15 protein-coding genes and 1 pseudogene are annotated in these 16,936 nt (G+C 42.6%); 6 read left to right on the top strand and 10 right to left on the bottom strand.

Annotated elements, in window-relative coordinates; all coding sequences use genetic code 11:
- The first annotated feature begins 903 nt into the window (after positions 1–903).
- Positions 904–1,524, top strand: a complete 621-nt coding sequence (locus LC605_RS08665; protein ID WP_229547157.1) for a TMEM165/GDT1 family protein — start codon at positions 904–906, stop codon at positions 1,522–1,524.
- A gap of 155 nt (positions 1,525–1,679) precedes the next feature.
- Here LC605_RS08665 and LC605_RS08660 read toward each other — a convergent pair whose 3' ends face one another.
- The gene (locus tag LC605_RS08660) at positions 1,680–2,561 is read right to left on the bottom strand and encodes a tetratricopeptide repeat protein (RefSeq protein WP_229547156.1); all 882 of its coding nucleotides are present in this window, start codon (positions 2,559–2,561) and stop codon (positions 1,680–1,682) included.
- Between the two features lie 378 nt (positions 2,562–2,939).
- Here LC605_RS08660 and LC605_RS08655 point away from each other — a divergent pair, with 378 nt between their 5' ends.
- Positions 2,940–3,968, top strand: a complete 1,029-nt coding sequence (locus LC605_RS08655; protein ID WP_229547155.1) for a hypothetical protein — start codon at positions 2,940–2,942, stop codon at positions 3,966–3,968.
- Between the two features lie 88 nt (positions 3,969–4,056).
- Here the strand turns inward: LC605_RS08655 and LC605_RS08650 are convergent, their stop codons facing one another.
- Together LC605_RS08650 and LC605_RS08645 are read right to left on the bottom strand one after the other, a co-directional pair.
- Positions 4,057–5,226: a homocysteine biosynthesis protein gene (locus LC605_RS08650; protein ID WP_229547154.1), complete on the bottom strand. Its 1,170-nt coding sequence runs from the start codon at positions 5,224–5,226 to the stop codon at positions 4,057–4,059.
- A gap of 168 nt (positions 5,227–5,394) precedes the next feature.
- Positions 5,395–6,200 (bottom strand): IS5 family transposase gene (locus tag LC605_RS08645; RefSeq protein WP_229547184.1). Its coding sequence is split into 2 segments (ribosomal slippage): positions 5,395–5,864 and positions 5,864–6,200, totalling 807 coding nucleotides; the frame shifts between segments, so codons are not numbered across the junction.
- Between the two features lie 718 nt (positions 6,201–6,918).
- Here LC605_RS08645 and LC605_RS08640 point away from each other — a divergent pair.
- Positions 6,919–7,797: a DUF4231 domain-containing protein gene (locus LC605_RS08640; protein ID WP_229547153.1), complete on the top strand. Its 879-nt coding sequence runs from the start codon at positions 6,919–6,921 to the stop codon at positions 7,795–7,797.
- 835 nt (positions 7,798–8,632) lie between these two features.
- Here the strand turns inward: LC605_RS08640 and LC605_RS08635 are convergent.
- From LC605_RS08635 to LC605_RS08610, 6 genes are all read right to left on the bottom strand, one after another.
- Positions 8,633–9,775, bottom strand: coding sequence for an AI-2E family transporter (locus LC605_RS08635; protein WP_229547183.1), 1,143 nt, complete (start codon positions 9,773–9,775; stop codon positions 8,633–8,635).
- A gap of 89 nt (positions 9,776–9,864) precedes the next feature.
- Positions 9,865–10,056 carry a hypothetical protein gene (locus LC605_RS08630; RefSeq protein WP_229547152.1) on the bottom strand — a complete coding sequence of 64 codons (192 nt, stop codon included), beginning with the start codon at positions 10,054–10,056 and terminating at the stop codon, positions 9,865–9,867.
- Between the two features lie 115 nt (positions 10,057–10,171).
- On the bottom strand, positions 10,172–10,732 hold the full coding sequence (locus LC605_RS08625) for a Uma2 family endonuclease (RefSeq protein WP_229547151.1): 561 nt from the start codon (positions 10,730–10,732) through the stop codon (positions 10,172–10,174).
- A gap of 257 nt (positions 10,733–10,989) precedes the next feature.
- The gene (locus tag LC605_RS08620; RefSeq protein WP_229547150.1) at positions 10,990–11,550 is read right to left on the bottom strand and encodes a Uma2 family endonuclease; all 561 of its coding nucleotides are present in this window, start codon (positions 11,548–11,550) and stop codon (positions 10,990–10,992) included.
- A 26-nt stretch (positions 11,551–11,576) separates the two neighbouring features.
- Complete coding sequence (locus LC605_RS08615) at positions 11,577–12,134, bottom strand: Uma2 family endonuclease (protein ID WP_229547149.1); 558 nt, start codon at positions 12,132–12,134, stop codon at positions 11,577–11,579.
- Positions 12,135–12,402: 268 nt separating this feature from the next.
- The gene (locus LC605_RS08610; RefSeq protein ID WP_229547148.1) at positions 12,403–14,193 is read right to left on the bottom strand and encodes a WD40 repeat domain-containing protein; all 1,791 of its coding nucleotides are present in this window, start codon (positions 14,191–14,193) and stop codon (positions 12,403–12,405) included.
- Between the two features lie 660 nt (positions 14,194–14,853).
- Here LC605_RS08610 and LC605_RS08605 point away from each other — a divergent pair.
- Together LC605_RS08605 and LC605_RS08600 are read left to right on the top strand one after the other, a co-directional pair.
- The gene (locus tag LC605_RS08605; RefSeq protein ID WP_229547147.1) at positions 14,854–15,837 is read left to right on the top strand and encodes a dienelactone hydrolase; all 984 of its coding nucleotides are present in this window, start codon (positions 14,854–14,856) and stop codon (positions 15,835–15,837) included.
- Positions 15,838–15,845: 8 nt separating this feature from the next.
- Positions 15,846–16,175 (top strand): annotated as a pseudogene (locus tag LC605_RS08600) (NAD(P)H-binding protein); the annotation flags it as partial.
- Positions 16,176–16,258: 83 nt separating this feature from the next.
- Here the strand turns inward: LC605_RS08600 and tnpA are convergent.
- The gene (gene tnpA, locus LC605_RS08595; RefSeq protein WP_229547146.1) at positions 16,259–16,663 is read right to left on the bottom strand and encodes an IS200/IS605 family transposase; all 405 of its coding nucleotides are present in this window, start codon (positions 16,661–16,663) and stop codon (positions 16,259–16,261) included.
- 85 nt (positions 16,664–16,748) lie between these two features.
- Between tnpA and LC605_RS08590 the strand changes: the two genes are divergently transcribed.
- Positions 16,749–16,936 (top strand): hypothetical protein (locus LC605_RS08590; RefSeq protein ID WP_229547145.1); only part of this gene is annotated, 188 nt, incomplete at its 3' end.

The raw sequence follows: 16,936 nt of genomic DNA, 5'->3' as shown, positions 1-16,936 counted from the left end.
ACATTTTTAGATGGGAACCTCACTCATAATCGAATGGTACGAAGAAAAGTTTTAAGCTATGCAGAAATCGTGCAATTTTAACGGAATTGTGGAACTCCCCACCCTCAATGGACTCTTCACTAACTTTTTAGCCTACAAGCTAGGAAGCAGTGGTGGAAAACTGATTGAGATTGATAAATGCTTCCCCAGTTCGCAACTCTGCTTTAATAGACATCTGGTACAAATTAAAATAATTCGTACCTCGACTACGCGGTTCCTGAGCGTAGTCGTTCGCGTAGCGTCCCGCAGGGAAGGACGGCACAAGGAAAGTAAATTAAGTTTTGTAACGGGGATTGGTTATTGAGCGACTTGTACTCTTGCTAGTCGAAGTAAGTCGAAATATAATCCCAACATAAAATTTACCGATTATAGAACTGAGGGACTTTAACCCACAGAATTGAGTTAAATATGCGTTACCCAGAACCCTTGTAGAGACGTAGCAGTGCTACGTCTCTACATTCATTAGAGTTATTGCGTAAGTCCTATAAATATAGCCAAAAATCTTTAGTCTACTGAAGTAGACTTTAGCCAAAAGCCAAAGGACTTTAGTTCGAGGTGTGTGAGTTAAGCTACTTTTAGCTTAAGTTGACACTAATGGCTCTCCATCTCCTACTTCCTTGACTTCTACCTATAAAAAATGTATAATTCTACTCACGTAGAAGGGGAGTAGCTGCTGGCAAAAAAACTTAAAAGCCAGTACATCTGAATCAACATACTGGCGATGAGCCTGGTTCAGATGGCAAATAATCAATATTTGAAAGCGAGACCTTCACTAAGTTCACACCGAAAAGTGTAAACTTGGTGAGGTCTTTTGGTTCTCATCAAGCTTCACATCGGGAAACGATTCTTTAGGAGCTTGAGAGAGTGTTAACAGCTTTTACCGCAGGTTTATTATTAATTACAGTTTCAGAGCTAGGCGATAAAACATTTTTTATTGCTGTGATTTTGGCGATGCACCACCCGCGCCGGCTGGTATTTATCGGTGTGACAGCTGCTTTAGCGGCGATGACAATCCTTTCGGTGCTATTTGGACAAGCGGTATCTTTTTTACCAAAAGTTTATATTCATTATGCTGAAATAGCTTTATTTATTGCCTTTGGGATAAAGCTGCTGTATGACGCCAGCAAGATGTCTGCTGCTGCTTGTGATACAGAAGTTGTAGAAGAAGCCGAAGCTGCGGTGAAACAAGCAGATTTGCAATTGCCAAAGCAAAAGACTGGGTTGGCAATAGTCATAGAAGCCTTTGCGTTGACATTTATGGCAGAGTGGGGCGATCGCACGCAAATTGCCACCATTGCCCTAGCAGCAGGTAATGACCCAGTTGGAGTCACAATAGGTGCAATTTTAGGACACGCCATTTGTGCTGCGATCGCAGTTATCGGCGGTAAAATGATTGCCGGACGCATTTCTGAGCGTCAACTCACCTTTATTGGCGGATGCCTGTTTTTAGTCTTTGGTGTCGTTGCTGCCATTGAGGGAGTGTGAGGGAAGAGGCAGGGGGGCAGGGGGAGCAGGGGGACAAGGAGATAAACAAAACTCCTAACTCCTAACTCCTAACTCCTAACTCCTAACTCCTAACTCCTAACTCCTAACTCCTAACTCCTAACTCAGCACTCAGCACTCCTAACGCCCAATACCCATCATTTAGGTGAAGGCGTGGGAGATGCAGCAGGACTTGGAACGGGGGAAACCGTTGCTGCCTTATTAATTACGTCTTTGTACTGAGCAGGTGCTAAAGCTGCGGCGCTATCAAATAAAAGTTTTGCATCTGCCTCTTTGCCCTGTTGTTTCAGGAGCATGGCTTTTGCCATAACGGGGCGGAAATCCTTGGGATCTTTCTTAATTGCCTGGTCATATACAGAGCTAGCTTGATCGTACCGTTTCTGGGAAGCATGAACAGAACCTAACAGCACCTGCACGGCTACTGTATCTACACTTCCAGGCTGAATTGTATTTGCTTGGGCTGCGTTAGAGAGGGTTTCTTGCAGCAAACCAATGGCTGCTTCGGGGCGTTGCTGACTCATCAACAGATCCACCATTCCTTGCAAAGCCTTCAAATCGCCTGGTTTTGTCTCCAAAATCGAGCGATAAGCTTGAGCAGCTCCTTCGCGATCGCCAATTTGCTGTTTGGCTTGAGCTAGTAGCACTGAATATTCTGATTGTTGAGGATTCAGCTTCGCTAGCTTTTCTAGGGGTTCAATGACAACTTGGATATCAGCTGGTTTAACCTCAGTTTTTTCTTTTTGATTCAGTAGTTGCAACCTCGCCTGTAATAAGCCCTTAAGCGCCGCCTGATTTTCTGGTTCTCTTTGCAAAACCTGTTCATAACCCCGGACTTCGTCTTCCAATTTGGATTTTTGGTCAGAGGGGGTCAAACTGCCTCTGGTGCTAGCAGTATTCTGGTTTGAGGGTGGCGTATTATTAAATGCTCCAATGATGGGAATCACCGAAACACCCACAAAAGCAAGAATTGCCAGCACCAAGATGACTTGAACTATCCAGCGATTGCGTGTTTGAGACACAGTTTTGTCTTTCTCCTGAATTTTAATGACATGATCATTTACACAAGTCGTAAAGTTAAAAATTTCCAAAACTTTGCGGAATACCGCCAATTGCCTGTGAATTTTATAACAATTAACTATTTAGACTGCTAAAGTAAGTGATGACTTTAGGAGGAGCCGTCAGAATTGTACCTATGATATGCTTCCGAAACTAGTGTAAAGCCGCTAAATTAGACATTTAGTGTTTATACACTAAATGTAGCGCCTTTAGGATTGTCCAGAGTACCCTGGTGTGACTTTGTGAAAAGCCAATATACTTTCATCAGTCGCACAAATGCTCTTTCCAGATGCCTTTATAAAATCCCACAATGGGATGTGTCTCCGCCGCAAGGAGTTTTTATGAATTCCGACCTGATGCCGTTGCCTGAATCTTCCAATTCTTCTGCCTCTAACCAGGGCCCAACTAACATAGAGGCAGCCGCTAATGTTCATACAGCAGCAGCCCACTCCTCTAAATCTGAAAACTCGCCTGTCAACTCCATTGAGACTGACTCAAATGGGAACTTAATCAATCGACAGCAACCGATTCCGCCCCCCAGTGAGGCGATGCAATATCGAGCGATCGGGTTAGTCCGGGGTCGCTATCATGCTAGTAGCGAACAATTTACTCAAGGTACGCTGCTGACCGCAGATGGTGTAGAACTCAATGCCGTCCTCCTAGGCCGGATTATGAGCTTAGTCAAGAATCATCTAGACTTAGAAAAAGAACACTTGTGGGTAGTGTATCCACGTACAAGACAAGAAAATGATACCTTGCACATCCAAATCGTCGGAGTTTGGGAGCCAGAAAATCTGGCTAAAAACTCAACAGATGAGGACGAGTCAGATTTTGAGTTGCAAGAGTTACAGACACCTGATGATGGCTTATCCGAGAACTCTGAACTAAGTACAACTGCCCTGATCCCCTCATCAGAGGTTGCAGATGGTGGTTTTTCTGTTCGTGGTGAAGTAGTCTACCAGTCTTTTGACGCTAAAAGCTTGGTAGTTAAAATTAGGCAGGCTCCACGCAAATCAACTGATAAACCTAAGTATTTTAAGTTGAAATTGAGGGGTGTGCTGACCACCAAAGCAGTGGGAAAATTCTGGGACTTCCAAGCTAAGCGAGAAGCTGACGTTTTGGTGGTAGAAAAAGCTGAGGCGATCGCTGACTTGCCCAAAAAACGCAGACCACCATTCAAAGGTGGCCCTCGTGCTGGCGGTGGTGCTGGTGCTGGTGGTAGAAAACCATTCCCCCCCAGACGCAGTGGCGAAACCCCTCGTCCCATCAAGAAAACAGGCTCAAGTGGCGACCCCTCTGTGGTGTCAAAGCCTATACCAAAAACGCCTGCTCCTAAGCCGATAAAGCGACCAAAACCGACTCAAGAGTAGGGAATGGGGAGTAGGGGGAGATGAGGGAGTAGGGAGAAAAAAATTAACTCCCTCATCCCCCTCATCCCCCTCATCCCCCTCATCCCCCTCAAAAATCCGTCCGCCGATCTTGGGGTAGGAACGATCGCTCCATCGGAATTGGCGAAACTGGTTCTGTAAGGGTAAAAGTACCTGCTTCGATCCACTTTTTCAACTCTAGGGCAACTTCCCTAGAAAAAAACAAACTCGCTAAGGGGGCAGAGCGTACAGCTTTGCCCTCAATGGTGATCCGCCCAGATTTGAGTTGGGCGTAACTCACTAAACCAAAGGTGGGACGGACACGCCGGGGAATGGAAAAATCTACTATTGGGGCTACTAAGTCTTGATCTTGGACGGCACAGTGTTCAATTACCTGTTCATTTAATACAGGAAGTGCGACACCAACGCCTAACATCAATGAGGGCCCATAACTTTTGAAGTAACAACCCCTTACCCAATGGGCATTCATTTGCTTGGCATCACCAATTAAAGCTAAAGTGGCGGAAGGGCCAATCGGTGTGCGATTAGCTAAACGCTTTTGTAAAGGGAAGTGCTGAGTACCTTCCCAAGCTACATAGCCAATACCGCCGCCTAAAAAAATTCGAGTACCGATACCAACGAGTTGCAAATCGGGGTCGTTGAGTAGGGGAGAAATCGCACCTGGGTTAGAATAAACGGCGTTCCCCAAACGTGGTTGTAAAGGGCCGAGATAGGTAAAGAGGGGGCGATCGCCACCATTTACACCAACAATAAAATTTTGATAAAGATTGCGCGGATTAAATAAATAAAACTGATTAATCGTTTCACTGGTGACAGCAGTTTCAAAAGTTGCTCTGGGGTAACAATCTGTTACTTGTCCTTGGGCTTTTACGTGTATGGATTTACCAGCAATCAAATCTTCGATTACATGACCGCCGCCGCGTTCTCGGACTTCTTCCCCGTCCATCGTCTCTACAGCACTACTCGCACCCAAATATAAATCTACTGCCCCAAAACCAGAGTATGCTGGTACACCATCTAACCAGCAACGACGAATTTTTATCGGCGGGTCAGTGTGTCCCAGATTGATAATTGCACCACTTGATTCCATCGGCTCAAACGTCCCAGTGGTAACTACATCAACTTCTTTAGCAGCTTTAGTAACACCGATTTCTACAACTCGCGCTTTTAATTCTTCAGTTGTCAACACTACCGCACGTTGGCGGCTGATTTTCTCGTTAATTTCTGCAATTGTTCGCATCTTATCAGTGCTAGCGCTTCCTGGTGAATGGGGAATGGGGAATGGGGAGAGACTCGATTAATCGCGTCTGTACTAGAAACCCCCCTTCCATTCCTCTCCCCGCTTCGGGGAGAGGCTTTGAAACCCCCCTTCCCTTGTAGGGAAGGGGGGCTAGGGCGTGTTTTCAAACTATAACCACAAAAGAATGGAGGCGATCGTAATCATAGCTGTATAATTTGCTGCAAGTTTTTCATATCGGGTGGCAATGCGCCGGAATTGTTTGAGTCGGTTTATAGCTCTCTCAACAATGTTGCGTTGTCGGTAGATTTCACGGTTAAACGAACCGCGACGTGGTTCATTAGAGAGTCGTGGAATTGTCAAACGGATACCGCGACGACGTAAATAATTGCGTATTCGACGACCTGTGTAACCTTTATCTCCGACTAATCTCAAAGGGCGAATGCGTGGGCGACCCCGACCAGAACGCTTGACTGCTCCTTGTTCCATCAATTGTTCAAGAAAAATCGACTCGTTACGCTGACCTGGAGTAAGAATAAAAGTTATTGGTTTGCCTTTCCCCTCACAACGTATGTGTATTTTTGTACTGAATCCACCACGAGAACGTCCTAGAGCTTCGTTTTCATCGCCCCTTTTTTTCCACCTGCGGCGTGTTGGTGGGCGCGTACAACTGTTCCATCGACATAATGAATCTCCCAATCAAGCATTCCTTGCTGATCAGCGATCGCTTGAAGCTGTTCTAAGATTTGATTCCAAACCCCAGCTTTTTGCCATCGATAAAACCGTGTAGCCACGCTTTCCCACTTTCCATAGCGTTCTGGCAGGTCTCGCCACGGTGCCCCAGTTCTGAGTATCCATAGGATGCCATTGACAACCAAGCGGTGGTCATGATTTGGTTTACCAGTTTGGGGTTTTTGGGGTGGAAGTAACGGTTTTAACTTCTCCCACTGTTCGTTACTTAACTCGCCTCGATTCATTAACACACTATGCCTGCGATCACCTATTTTTTAGGATACAACCAGTTTGAAAACACGCCCTAGGGGTTAGGTTTGTGAGGTTTTGGTTTTAGCAAATCATATATTTTTTGGGGCAAGCAAGCTAACTTTGTCTAAAAGATTTTTTTGTCTACGTAAAATTACTATAAAACAAGTCTGGTATTGTCAATCAGATGTATGTATGGTTAGCATTGACTAGACTTGTTGAATTTAAATGATTTTACCTCAACCAAAATAAACATTTCTGGCTTTGGGAAAACATTTTAAGCCAACTAGTCAATCGCAAAATGGGAGATGAAAGGAGATGCCATAGTGAAGCTGCTCTCTGACAAACTTATCTTGACTTCTACCTGATCCTGAATTTTCACGGCATCTGGAAAACCTCTCTCTAAATCTCTCTCCTAAAAGGAGAGAGACTTTGAACGAACTTTGGGGGTTTAAGTCCCCAGCAATATAGGCAGCGCGTTTTGTGTCGGGGTCTAAATCCCCATCACAAAACGTAATTGCGAATGGGCGAAAAAGCGAATTGCGAATTGGTTTAATTTCCCCCTTCCCGCGACGAGTTGGGGGTTAGGGGGTTAGGTTTTTGGTGGACTTTTCCACATAACCTGAATTCTCAGCTACCTGATCAAAGCAATTTTCCTTGTTGCTATTCATTTTATTGCTACATTTCACCCAATAACGAATTGAATAAGAGGCAATGACTACTTCGGAATTAACTAATTTTGAGCAACAAAAACAAAATAAGGTTTCTGATAGAATTGAAATTTTATCCTCTCCATTAGATGAGAAAAAATTGTTTAATTTGAAGGTGATTGAGTATTTATTACTTGCAGCTTTTGTTTCTGCTGGACTAGTGATTATTTTTCTTTCAGATGATAAAAGAATTGTAATTTCTGGGGCGGTATCTCTAACTTTTTTGTTTTTTTTGTTGCTCCTCAATAGACAAGTATTTCAGAACTATAAGAAGGCCGCTTATCAGTCTGAACTCACCAAAAAAGCTGAACTTTATAGTTATCTATTGACCAATCCTAATTCCTGGGACAAAGATACGCTAACTCTGACAAGAGGGAAGGCTTTACGATACTGCCAAGATTTAATTGACGATTATAAAAAACTTAGGAGTGTATCAAGGAATCTTTACTATAGTTTGCAAATTGCGACAGTGATTTTATCAGGAGTCACACCAATTTTAGTTCTGGTAGACAAATTAGAAGCAGGACAAGCTTGGCTGAAGTGGCTTCCTGTGCTTTGCCCAGCTATTGCTTCTATAGTTGCTAGTATAGTTACTTCTTTTCCTTTTCAGAAGAATTCCCTTGCTGCTAATACAGCCGTTGAATTATTAGAAGCTGAACAAGAGAAATTTATATTGGGCGTGACTCCGGCTTATCGTTGCTATGATCTGTCTGAGGAAACCCAACAGCAACAAAAGGCTAGTCAGGCTCTAGAATACTTTATTGTTCAAGTGAATAATATTCATCTCAACCAATTGCAACAAACGAGTGAGACACAATCAGAGAAGCCAGAATCAGCTTCATCTAATGAGTCAAATAAAGCAGCAGCAGAGGTAATGAAGTAGAAGGACGCAAATAAAGCTAACTAGTGGCGATCGTCATTTGTCATTTGTCATTTGTACTGAGCGACTCGCCCTGACTTGTACTGAGCGCAGCCGAAGTAGCGCAGTCGAAGGGAGTCGAAGTATTGGTCATTTGTAACCGGCTTTCCGCACTTCATTGTGTAATACGCGTAGATTTCCGAAACCTGTTTAATGATGGTTAAAACAACAACATAAGTTGCCAATAGGATTCAATATTAATACTTAATAATTTGAACATTATTAGGAATTTTTATTGAAAATAGAGATAATACATTTTGAAGTGCGGAATGTGGGTTGTAAGGGTTTCAAGTGTATTTACGTTTCGTAATCTAGTTTAGTTTATTTTTCCCGACTTACTTATAGCTCAATACAGTTCAGTTAAGCATTTCTTTCTTCTCTTTGCGTCCTTGGCGTCCTTCTCCCAGGGGGAGACGCACTCGCGTTTGCGGTTCGTTAAAAAAACTGACTTTTACTGAGAGTTTTAGGCTTAACCCAAGCGTATTGACTTATAGCTCAATACGGTTCACAAAAGGGCTGAAACTCTTTTTTTTACGAACCACAGAGGGGCAGAGAACACAGAGAGAAGGAGGAAATGCTTAACCCAAGTGTATTGACTTGTAGCTGATGAATGGAAGAAGCAATCGTCATCTACTTGATGCAATTTACAGCGAGTTTGTAAATCACTCAAGCTTTTAATGATGTCAGTAATTCCGACGCTGTCAATGCTCATAGTACTTTGTAAAGCTAGTTTTTAGGGTTTGCAGTTAGGACTTTAGTGCTGAGAAAATAAGGACTGAAGTTCTTACTACAAACTTGCTTACTCTTGTTTCAAGATATCATCGTCAATCGATTGCTCCTGATTAATGTCTGGATTTTCTGACGTCCAATTATCATCGGTAGATTCAGAAACTATCACCAATTCAGTTTCTTTTCTCTGGTTATTCCCCCATTCATCTAAAACATCTTTAATCAACACTTCTTGCAAACAAATCTTAGCGACAACAGTTAGAGGTAACGCCAGAAATAATCCGAGAAATCCAAAAAAAGTCACGAATAATAGTTGAGCTATTAAGGTTACGGCTGGTAGCAATGAAACTTGATGCGCCATGACAACGGGCGTGATGAAATTACTCTCAATCTGTTGAATGATAAAGTAGAGAATCAAGACAGCGATCGCTTTCCAAGGTTCATCCAAGAAGGCGATCGCCATTGCTGGTATGACACTCATCGTCGGGCCCAGATTGGGAATCAAGTTAAAAAATCCCGCTAAAACCGCTAAAGCTAGTGCTGCCTTGACACCCAAAATTAATAAGCCAACGAAACTCATCAGCCCCACTACACAGATGGCAATAAAAGCGCCTGTAATCCATCCCTCCAAGGAGACTTCACATTGATCTAAAATCCCATCTACCCGCCGCCGATAGAATGAGGGGAAAAGCCGCACAAATACTTTGCGATAAGCTATGGGGTCGGCTAATAGCATTCCTGTTAAAACCAACACTAGCAAAATCTTGAGAACGACTTCCAAAGAGCCAGATACAAAGGCAAAGGAGTTTCCGAGTAGCCGATTGACGAAGGGCTGTATTTGTTGGATGAGGCCATTGATATCCGGGATGTAAGGAACTAACTGGTCAGGAATACGAGTTCTCAGGGCATCAAGCCAACTATTAAAGCGTCCAAACCCTTTAGGAACCTGATTGGTTAGTTCTTGAAACTGCTGTGCAAATGGCGGCACAATTAGCCAGAAAAAACCCACAACGCCTGCCAAAAATATAGCTACTGCTAGGAGGACGGCGAATCCACGCTTTATCCCAAAGCGTTGGAAGCGTTTTGCTAGCCGATTTAAGGTGGTAGCTAACACAACTGCGGCAAACATTAGCAAAAGCACTTCCCGAATTTGCCACAGGATGTATAACGAAAGAAGTATGGCGATTAAGCCGATCCATTGACCGAGGTTCACAGGCTGACTCCCAACGGTTGGCGATATGCAATTTTCTGTTAATTCAGCTAGGTTAGCTGATTTTAGGAACTTGTGCGTGGATGTTTGAGTTAATTTTGTTTCTGTGCTTGGAATCGCCACAGTAGTGCGATCGCTATAATTACAATCGGCAACAATACTATAATCAACGCGTTGGTTGCTGTTGCCGCAATTGATACACTTGGCGCTGCATATTTAATTAATAGCGATAACAAAGCCGAGAGTAACAGCAGTTTCAGAACAAGTCCTAGTTGATTTTCCATAAAAGTACGCCATACAAGTTTTTGTGGTACGAATTTGCGTTGTACCGTCCAGTTTCTACAATAAACCTACAGATACAATCGTTTTCAACTTTCTTTAGGAAATGCGATCGCTTTTTTACGTCAAACTTAACCAGCCAAAAACTTGTTCTACAGTCAGTTCTAATTCCATACCCTCAAGAATGGGTAATTGATCACCACCTTCATATAATTCCACTCGCTGTCCAGGAAAAATTCCTAGCACACTTTCGTCTTCTGGGTTGATTAACCAGCCAAGTTCAGTACCATTGCGCGAACAATGGAATAATTTACTCAATACTTTTTTGAACCTTTGGTTTGGAGAAAGAATCTCAATTGCCCAGTTGGGATGAATTTCAAAGCGGTTAGCAATTCTGCCAGATGGAGTTTTAGGAATTCTATCCCAGCGAAACACAGAGACATCAGGGACGATAGAAGCACCGCCGAAGGTGCAACGCAGTTCTGGGAAAGCCAAAGCAATTTTTTGACTTCTAGCTATGCCATTAATTGTTTCGCAAAGAGTAGCCTGGAGCAAGCTATGTTCACCTTGAGGCATTGGTTTTTCAATGATTTCTCCCTTGATAAAGTCTGATGCTGGTTCAGTTTCTGGTAATTTGAGAAAGTCGTCTAAAGTTAGTTGGGGTTGAGTTGCGATCGCCATAAGCAAATAGCATAGAAGGGAATATCTTAATTATGTGCATTAGACATAAGACATCTCCGAAAAAGAATCTCAAACGCTTACTCTGTCTAGGTTAAAACCTAATTTCCGGAGATGTCTATAGGAGTGAAATTAAATATGCGTTACCCAGAATTCTTGTTTTGACGTAGCACTGCTACGTCAAAACAATTCCTTTTCGCAGATGTCTATTAGCTTGCGTCTCATCCTTCCTTCCTAATATTTAGAAGTCCCTTGTAAGATTACATCCAACTCAGCCAACCAAAAACCTCTTGAGCTGTTAATTCCAACTCGATACCCTCAAGAGTAGGTAATTTATCAGTACCTTCGTATAATTCCACTCGCTGTCCAGGAAAAATTCCTAGCACACTTTCGTCTTCTGGGTTGATTAACCAGCCAAGTTCAGTACCATTGCGCGAACAATGGAATAATTTACTCAATACTTTTTTTAACCTTTGGTCTGGGGAAAGAATCTCAATTGCCCAGTCAGGATGAATATCAAAGCGATTAACAATTCTACCAGATGGAGTTTTAGCAATTCTATCCCAGCGAAACACAGACACATCAGGGACAATAGAAGCACCGCCGAAGGTACAGCGCAGTTCTGAGAAAGCGTAAGCAATTTTTTGGCTTTCAGTTACGTTATTAATGACATTACAAAATTTAGTCTGTAGTCGGCTATGTTCACCTTGGGGCATTGGTTTTTGAATGAGTTCTCCGTTGATAAAGTCTGATGCTGGTTCAGTTTCTGGCAGTTTGAGGAACTCATCTAAAGTTAGTTCGGGTCGAATTGCGATCGCCATAAGCAAATAGCATAAAGGGGATGGTTTTATTTTTGGAAACCCACGAGGCGCTGAACTTGGACTGATACATCACCAAAAGCTAGGGAGACAATAGTACCTGTGGTTAGTGTCAATTCTGTTGTGTATTGCCCATTTTTTAAGTCTCGAAATACTAGCAACTGAGAATTTTTGAGATTGACAACCCAATATTCAGCAATGCCTGCTTCTGTATAGATGTCTTTTTTATCACCTAAATCTTTGCTCAAGGTGGACTTAGAAAATTCGATAATCCAGAATATGTCTTCAGGGTAAGGGTGGTGTTCTAAGTAGACCTCGCCGAGAGGTTTGACAATAGCAACATCCGGGATGGGTTCTGAATTGTTGGGTAGGGTGATGGGTTTGGCATCGCGAATTTTTGCCCGTTCACCCAGCAGTGTGCGAAGATAATCAGCTGCTTCGGTATTGTAGTAGGCATGGGGTTCTCGTTCTGGGGGCATAACTATGAGGTCGCCGCGCAATAGTTCAATAGGTTGGTCATCAAAAATCCCTGCTTCTATTGCTCGGTGATAGCGTTCAATTGTCCATTTATAGGTAATTACCGTCATAGCCGCCTTTTTTCTACCGCTTCGACAATAGCTTTAGTTTGATTTTAGTTGATTGCTAAGTTACAAAGATTTTGGCAGAAAGTGCGATCGTTATCTGATATCATGTCCGCATAATTAGTTATGATTCCCACAGTCATTGCACCCCACCCCTTAATCCCCTCCCCGCAAGCGGGGAGGGGAGACAAAAACTCCCAACTCCTAACTCCTAACTCCTCACTCCTAACTCCTAACTCCTAACTCCTAACTCCTAACTCGCAACTCCTAACCCCTAACTCCGTTGCCAAATTTTAATAGTCTTATCCAAACTCCCGCTTACCAACATCTCACCGGAAGCTGTGAAGGCTAATGCTGTGACTATATGAGTATGACCTGTAAAAGTACCCAGCAATTCCCCAGTTTGTAGATGCCACAACTTGATGGTTTTATCAGCACTACCGCTAGCGATAATTTGTCCATCGGGACTTAACGCGATCGCATATACTCTATCTCGATGTCCTTTAAGAGTATGCAGTAATTCCCCAGTCTCCAATTGCCAAATTTTAATTGTTTGATCCCAGCTACCACTCACCAGCAGTTTACCATCTGCACTGATTCCTAAGGAACGCACGATGTGAGAATGACCCATGAGGGTATGTAGCGGTTGTGCATCCTTTAAACTTTTGATTCCCGTTTGGGGTGAGGTGCGCCAAACTTTGATTTTGCGGTAGCTACCTGTCACCAGAATTTCCCCGTCTCGGCTAAAAACCAGGGAATGAGCTGCTGTATCATCTAAAGAGAGTGCGATCGCAACCTGACGTTGCATCAAATCCCAAAAGAGAATTTTTCTGTCATCTCCGCCTGTAGCTAACATTCTGCCATCTGGGGTAAAGGCAGCACACCGCACTACCCCATTATGTTTGTGCAAAATATCTATTAAGTCTAAAGCGCCTACGTGCCAAAGCTTAATTGTCGAATCTGCACCGCAACTCACTAAAGTTTGTCCATCGGAACTAAAAGCCAGGGAATTCACTTCATCCACCACCCCAGATATCACCCAAGGATATTCTGATAATGTCTCTATTAATTCACCCTTGCTTAAATCCCAGAGTTTTGTCTCTCCACGACTACCACTTGCCAATATGGGTAAGGCTTTGCCATTGTTACACCCAGAACTGAAAGCTAGACAATTAATCCCTCTGCTGTGTCCTTGCAAAGTCTGCCAGCATTCCCAGTCACCGACTATATCCTTGAGGCAATGCTCTGATGGTAAAGTTTGTATTGTATCTGCGATCGCCCTCTGATTAATTACTGGCGACGTGTCTTTTTTGTCAATAAGTGATTCTAAATACCAACTTAACCCCCCTGCATACAACAAGTTGCTTGGAGTTACATACAGTTTTGGTTCAGTCAATTCAAGTATATTTGTCGGCAAAAAACCTGTTATTATGCTTTGCTTCTCGTAACCTAAATTACCTGTAGAGGGATAAAACAAACATAGAAAAATTAATACTTGGTGATTTTTCAAATCTTCTTGAGTAATCGACCACCTAATTTTGTCTTTCTTAATACCATTAAAACTTTCGCCATCAGCAACGTAAACTCGGACACTTAGCTGAGGATGATCTTTGAGTAAATAAGAGAATTTGCTTTCGCTGGATAAATTTCCCTCATCATCTAAAATCATATTTTGTAAGGTATCTTGTGACACCTTTTTGACCAATTTGCCCAAGCGTTCAGCTATTACCCGATCAACAATATGCTCTCGCAAAAGATAATCTTGGGCTTGTTGTTCAAAGTATTTGGGAAAAGGTATCGTCCAGTCAGGAGGTTCAGGATATTCAGGCGGTGTCGGCGGCGGATTTTTGGCGATAACTTCTGCTTGTTGGCGAGAAAGCTCCTGAAGTCTAGCCAAAGGCTCACCCCAAAATGCCATAATCTCAGTGTGACAACCTTTAACTTGACTTTCCAGTAAAGATAAGTCATAAGTTTTAGGTTTTTTCACACGTTGAAGGAAGTCACTTTGTTGAGCTTTGAGTAAGCTAATCCAATCCATCTGCATTCCTACGGCAAACTGTTGCATACCTACGGTAAGCTATACCAATGCAATTACTCAAGTTTATAACCTTAGTTAATTAAAAATTCAGTAATGTTAGCAGTCTAATAAAACACAGCTATTAACAGATGTTTCCAAGAAATATAGGACTTACGCAACTGGCATATTATTTGGAGTTTGTAGTCAGGACTTTAGTCCTCTTTCATCAGGGCTGTTCGCGAAGCGTTCCCGTAGGGTAGCCCTGACTACAAACTAAAAGCTTTTATTTTTTGTGACACTTGCGTAAGTCCTAAAATAGATAAATGTATAGCACTCAGACATTTGATTAACTGATGCAGTTCAAGTATATATAGGACTACTATTTGATTTCTGAACAGATACGTAGGATTCGGTGCGTTTCGCGTAACGCACCGAATCCTTAAGAATGGTGCGTTACGCTGTCGCTAACGCACCCTACAAATACTTAATGTTGTTCAAAAATCAAACCCGATTCCTATAGAATTAATTGTTGTCAGTTAATTCTAACGGGGATGGAGAACGAGATACTGTTTCTCTAGAAACATTATCGGGTAAATCATCTGAAATTGACATAAGTGATTAATATTGGCTAATTTTAACCTTTGGGTTTTGGTTCTCTGGATATGGTACTTAAAGAAAATTTTCTGAAAATGATATTAGGAAAACTAGATGACAGTTCGTGCTTTTTTCCAAGCTGCTAAAATCGAGGATTTCCAGTCTCCTTACGATACCATTCACCTAAAAGTTTTTTATCCAGTACACATGTCGAGGGGTAAGGTAGAAAGAAATAGGGAACTTCTGCCAGTTGATTTAGAAAAAGCACCTTTTCCAGTAGTGATTTTCTTCAACGGCTTTAACTGTGATGCTCAACAATATCAATGGTTGGCAGTTAAACTCGCTGAACGTGGACTAGTGGTGATTCTCTTTAACTGGATTGCGGAAATTATACCAGGAATAATTAGTTTGACTCCAGGGGTTGATTTTGAAAAGAGCAAATCAACAATTTATCGTACTGTTCCCACTGCTTCGGCTTTGCCAACACTGTTAGCAAAAGTGGAACAGTTACAGTCTGAGGGTATTTTAGCTGGAATGCTTGACCTGCAACGAATAATTTTAGGTGGACATTCCGGAGGTGGTAGAGTAGCAATCGAAAATGCTGATCCTCATTTTTTCCCTCAAGTTGCAGCATCTTTTGGCTATGGTGTACACACTATGGCAACGTTATCATTGGGGTACAAAGCAGACACTATTTTGCCCTTACCAGAATCCTTACCACTTCTACTGATGGGAGGAACCTGCGATGGAGTAATTGCGAATAATAGCGATCGCTACGGTGTAAGTCCTGGAAATACTACCACCCCAGTCATCCGTACATTCCAAGAAGCAATGACTGGCGGACGAAATGACAGCTATCTAGTACTTTTGGATGGGGCAAATCACTTTTCCATAGTTGATCAGCCAGACTCCACCCTAGATACACTCTTGTTGGACTTTCCCGCCACCCAACCCCAAGAAAGCTTCCGTTTGCTGATGGCTGAAATCATTAGTTTATTTATTGACACTCATGTTCGCCACCAACCAGAAGCATCTCAGTCCCTTGAGCAATTATTAAATACTGCCAATCCTCTGATAAAATCCTTTGAGCGTAAATGAGTATTTTTATGACAAGTGCATCTGATATTTTTCTGGCTGGAGCAAGTCGCGGTGTTGGTCGAGAAATTGCTCAATATCTCACAGCGCAAGAACTAAAGGTCAAAGCACTCCTGAGAACAGCAGTAGTTGCTACTGAACTAGAAAAAATTGGTATTGAGGTAGTTCTGGGAGATGCCTTGAATGTTAGCGATGTAGAACGCGCAATGCTAACAGATCAACCTATTCACACCGTTATTAGTACAATTGGCGGTTTACCAACAGATGGAGAAAGAGCAGATTATCCTGGTAATAAAAATCTGATCGATGCAGCAGTTAAAGCTGGAGTGCAAAAGTTTATTGAACGTGCGTAAAACCCCGTCCCCTTGTGGGGGGGGATGTAAGCGCGGTTAAATTAGGGGGTTCAATGCCCCCTAATTTAACACTATCCGCGTTGCTTCTGTGTTGCAATATATTGTTTAACTGCTTCCTCCGACGCACCACCAACAGAAGAGTAAAACGTTCCATCGCTCCACAAACCAGATCCCCAAAAGCGGCGTTTTTTCAAATCTTTAAACGTGCTGAATATATGCACAGCAGAGATTGATTTCATTGTTTTTGCAATCTCCACTGGTGCTGTGGTGTGGTCTGCTTGTACGAATACATGAACATGGTCAGGCATGATCTCAATCGCGTGAAGCGTCCATCCGTAGGTTTGGCAGGTTTCACCAAGGATTCGTTTCAACTCTACCTCTATTGCCCCCTCAAGTACCTGATTGCGGTACTTTGGGCAAAATATGATGTGGTAGCCAAGGCAGTGTTTAGCGGGGGAAGATGACAATATTTTCATTGAGTAGCGTGTATTGACAAAACATATAAAGTTTGAGATGATTTAAGTATAAGCTTGAATATCGCAATCTATAGGAATCAGCAAAATGGCGTTTGAACCAAAAAAAGATGCTGTTAGACGGGTAGGATTTCTCATTAGTTACGAATGGTTTACCAGGGAAGCTGGGTCAACAACTTTTGTTTTGAAACATCAAAACGAGGTTTCTAGCTCCTTGTCTAATCTCTCAGGGGTCTTAACGGATGTTGAAATAAGAGAAGATATGATTAAACCGTG

The organism is Nostoc sp. CHAB 5836, from assembly GCF_020829445.1.
GTDB lineage: Bacteria > Cyanobacteriota > Cyanobacteriia > Cyanobacteriales > Nostocaceae > Nostoc.
This window is presented reverse-complemented; position numbering and strand designations above follow the sequence as displayed.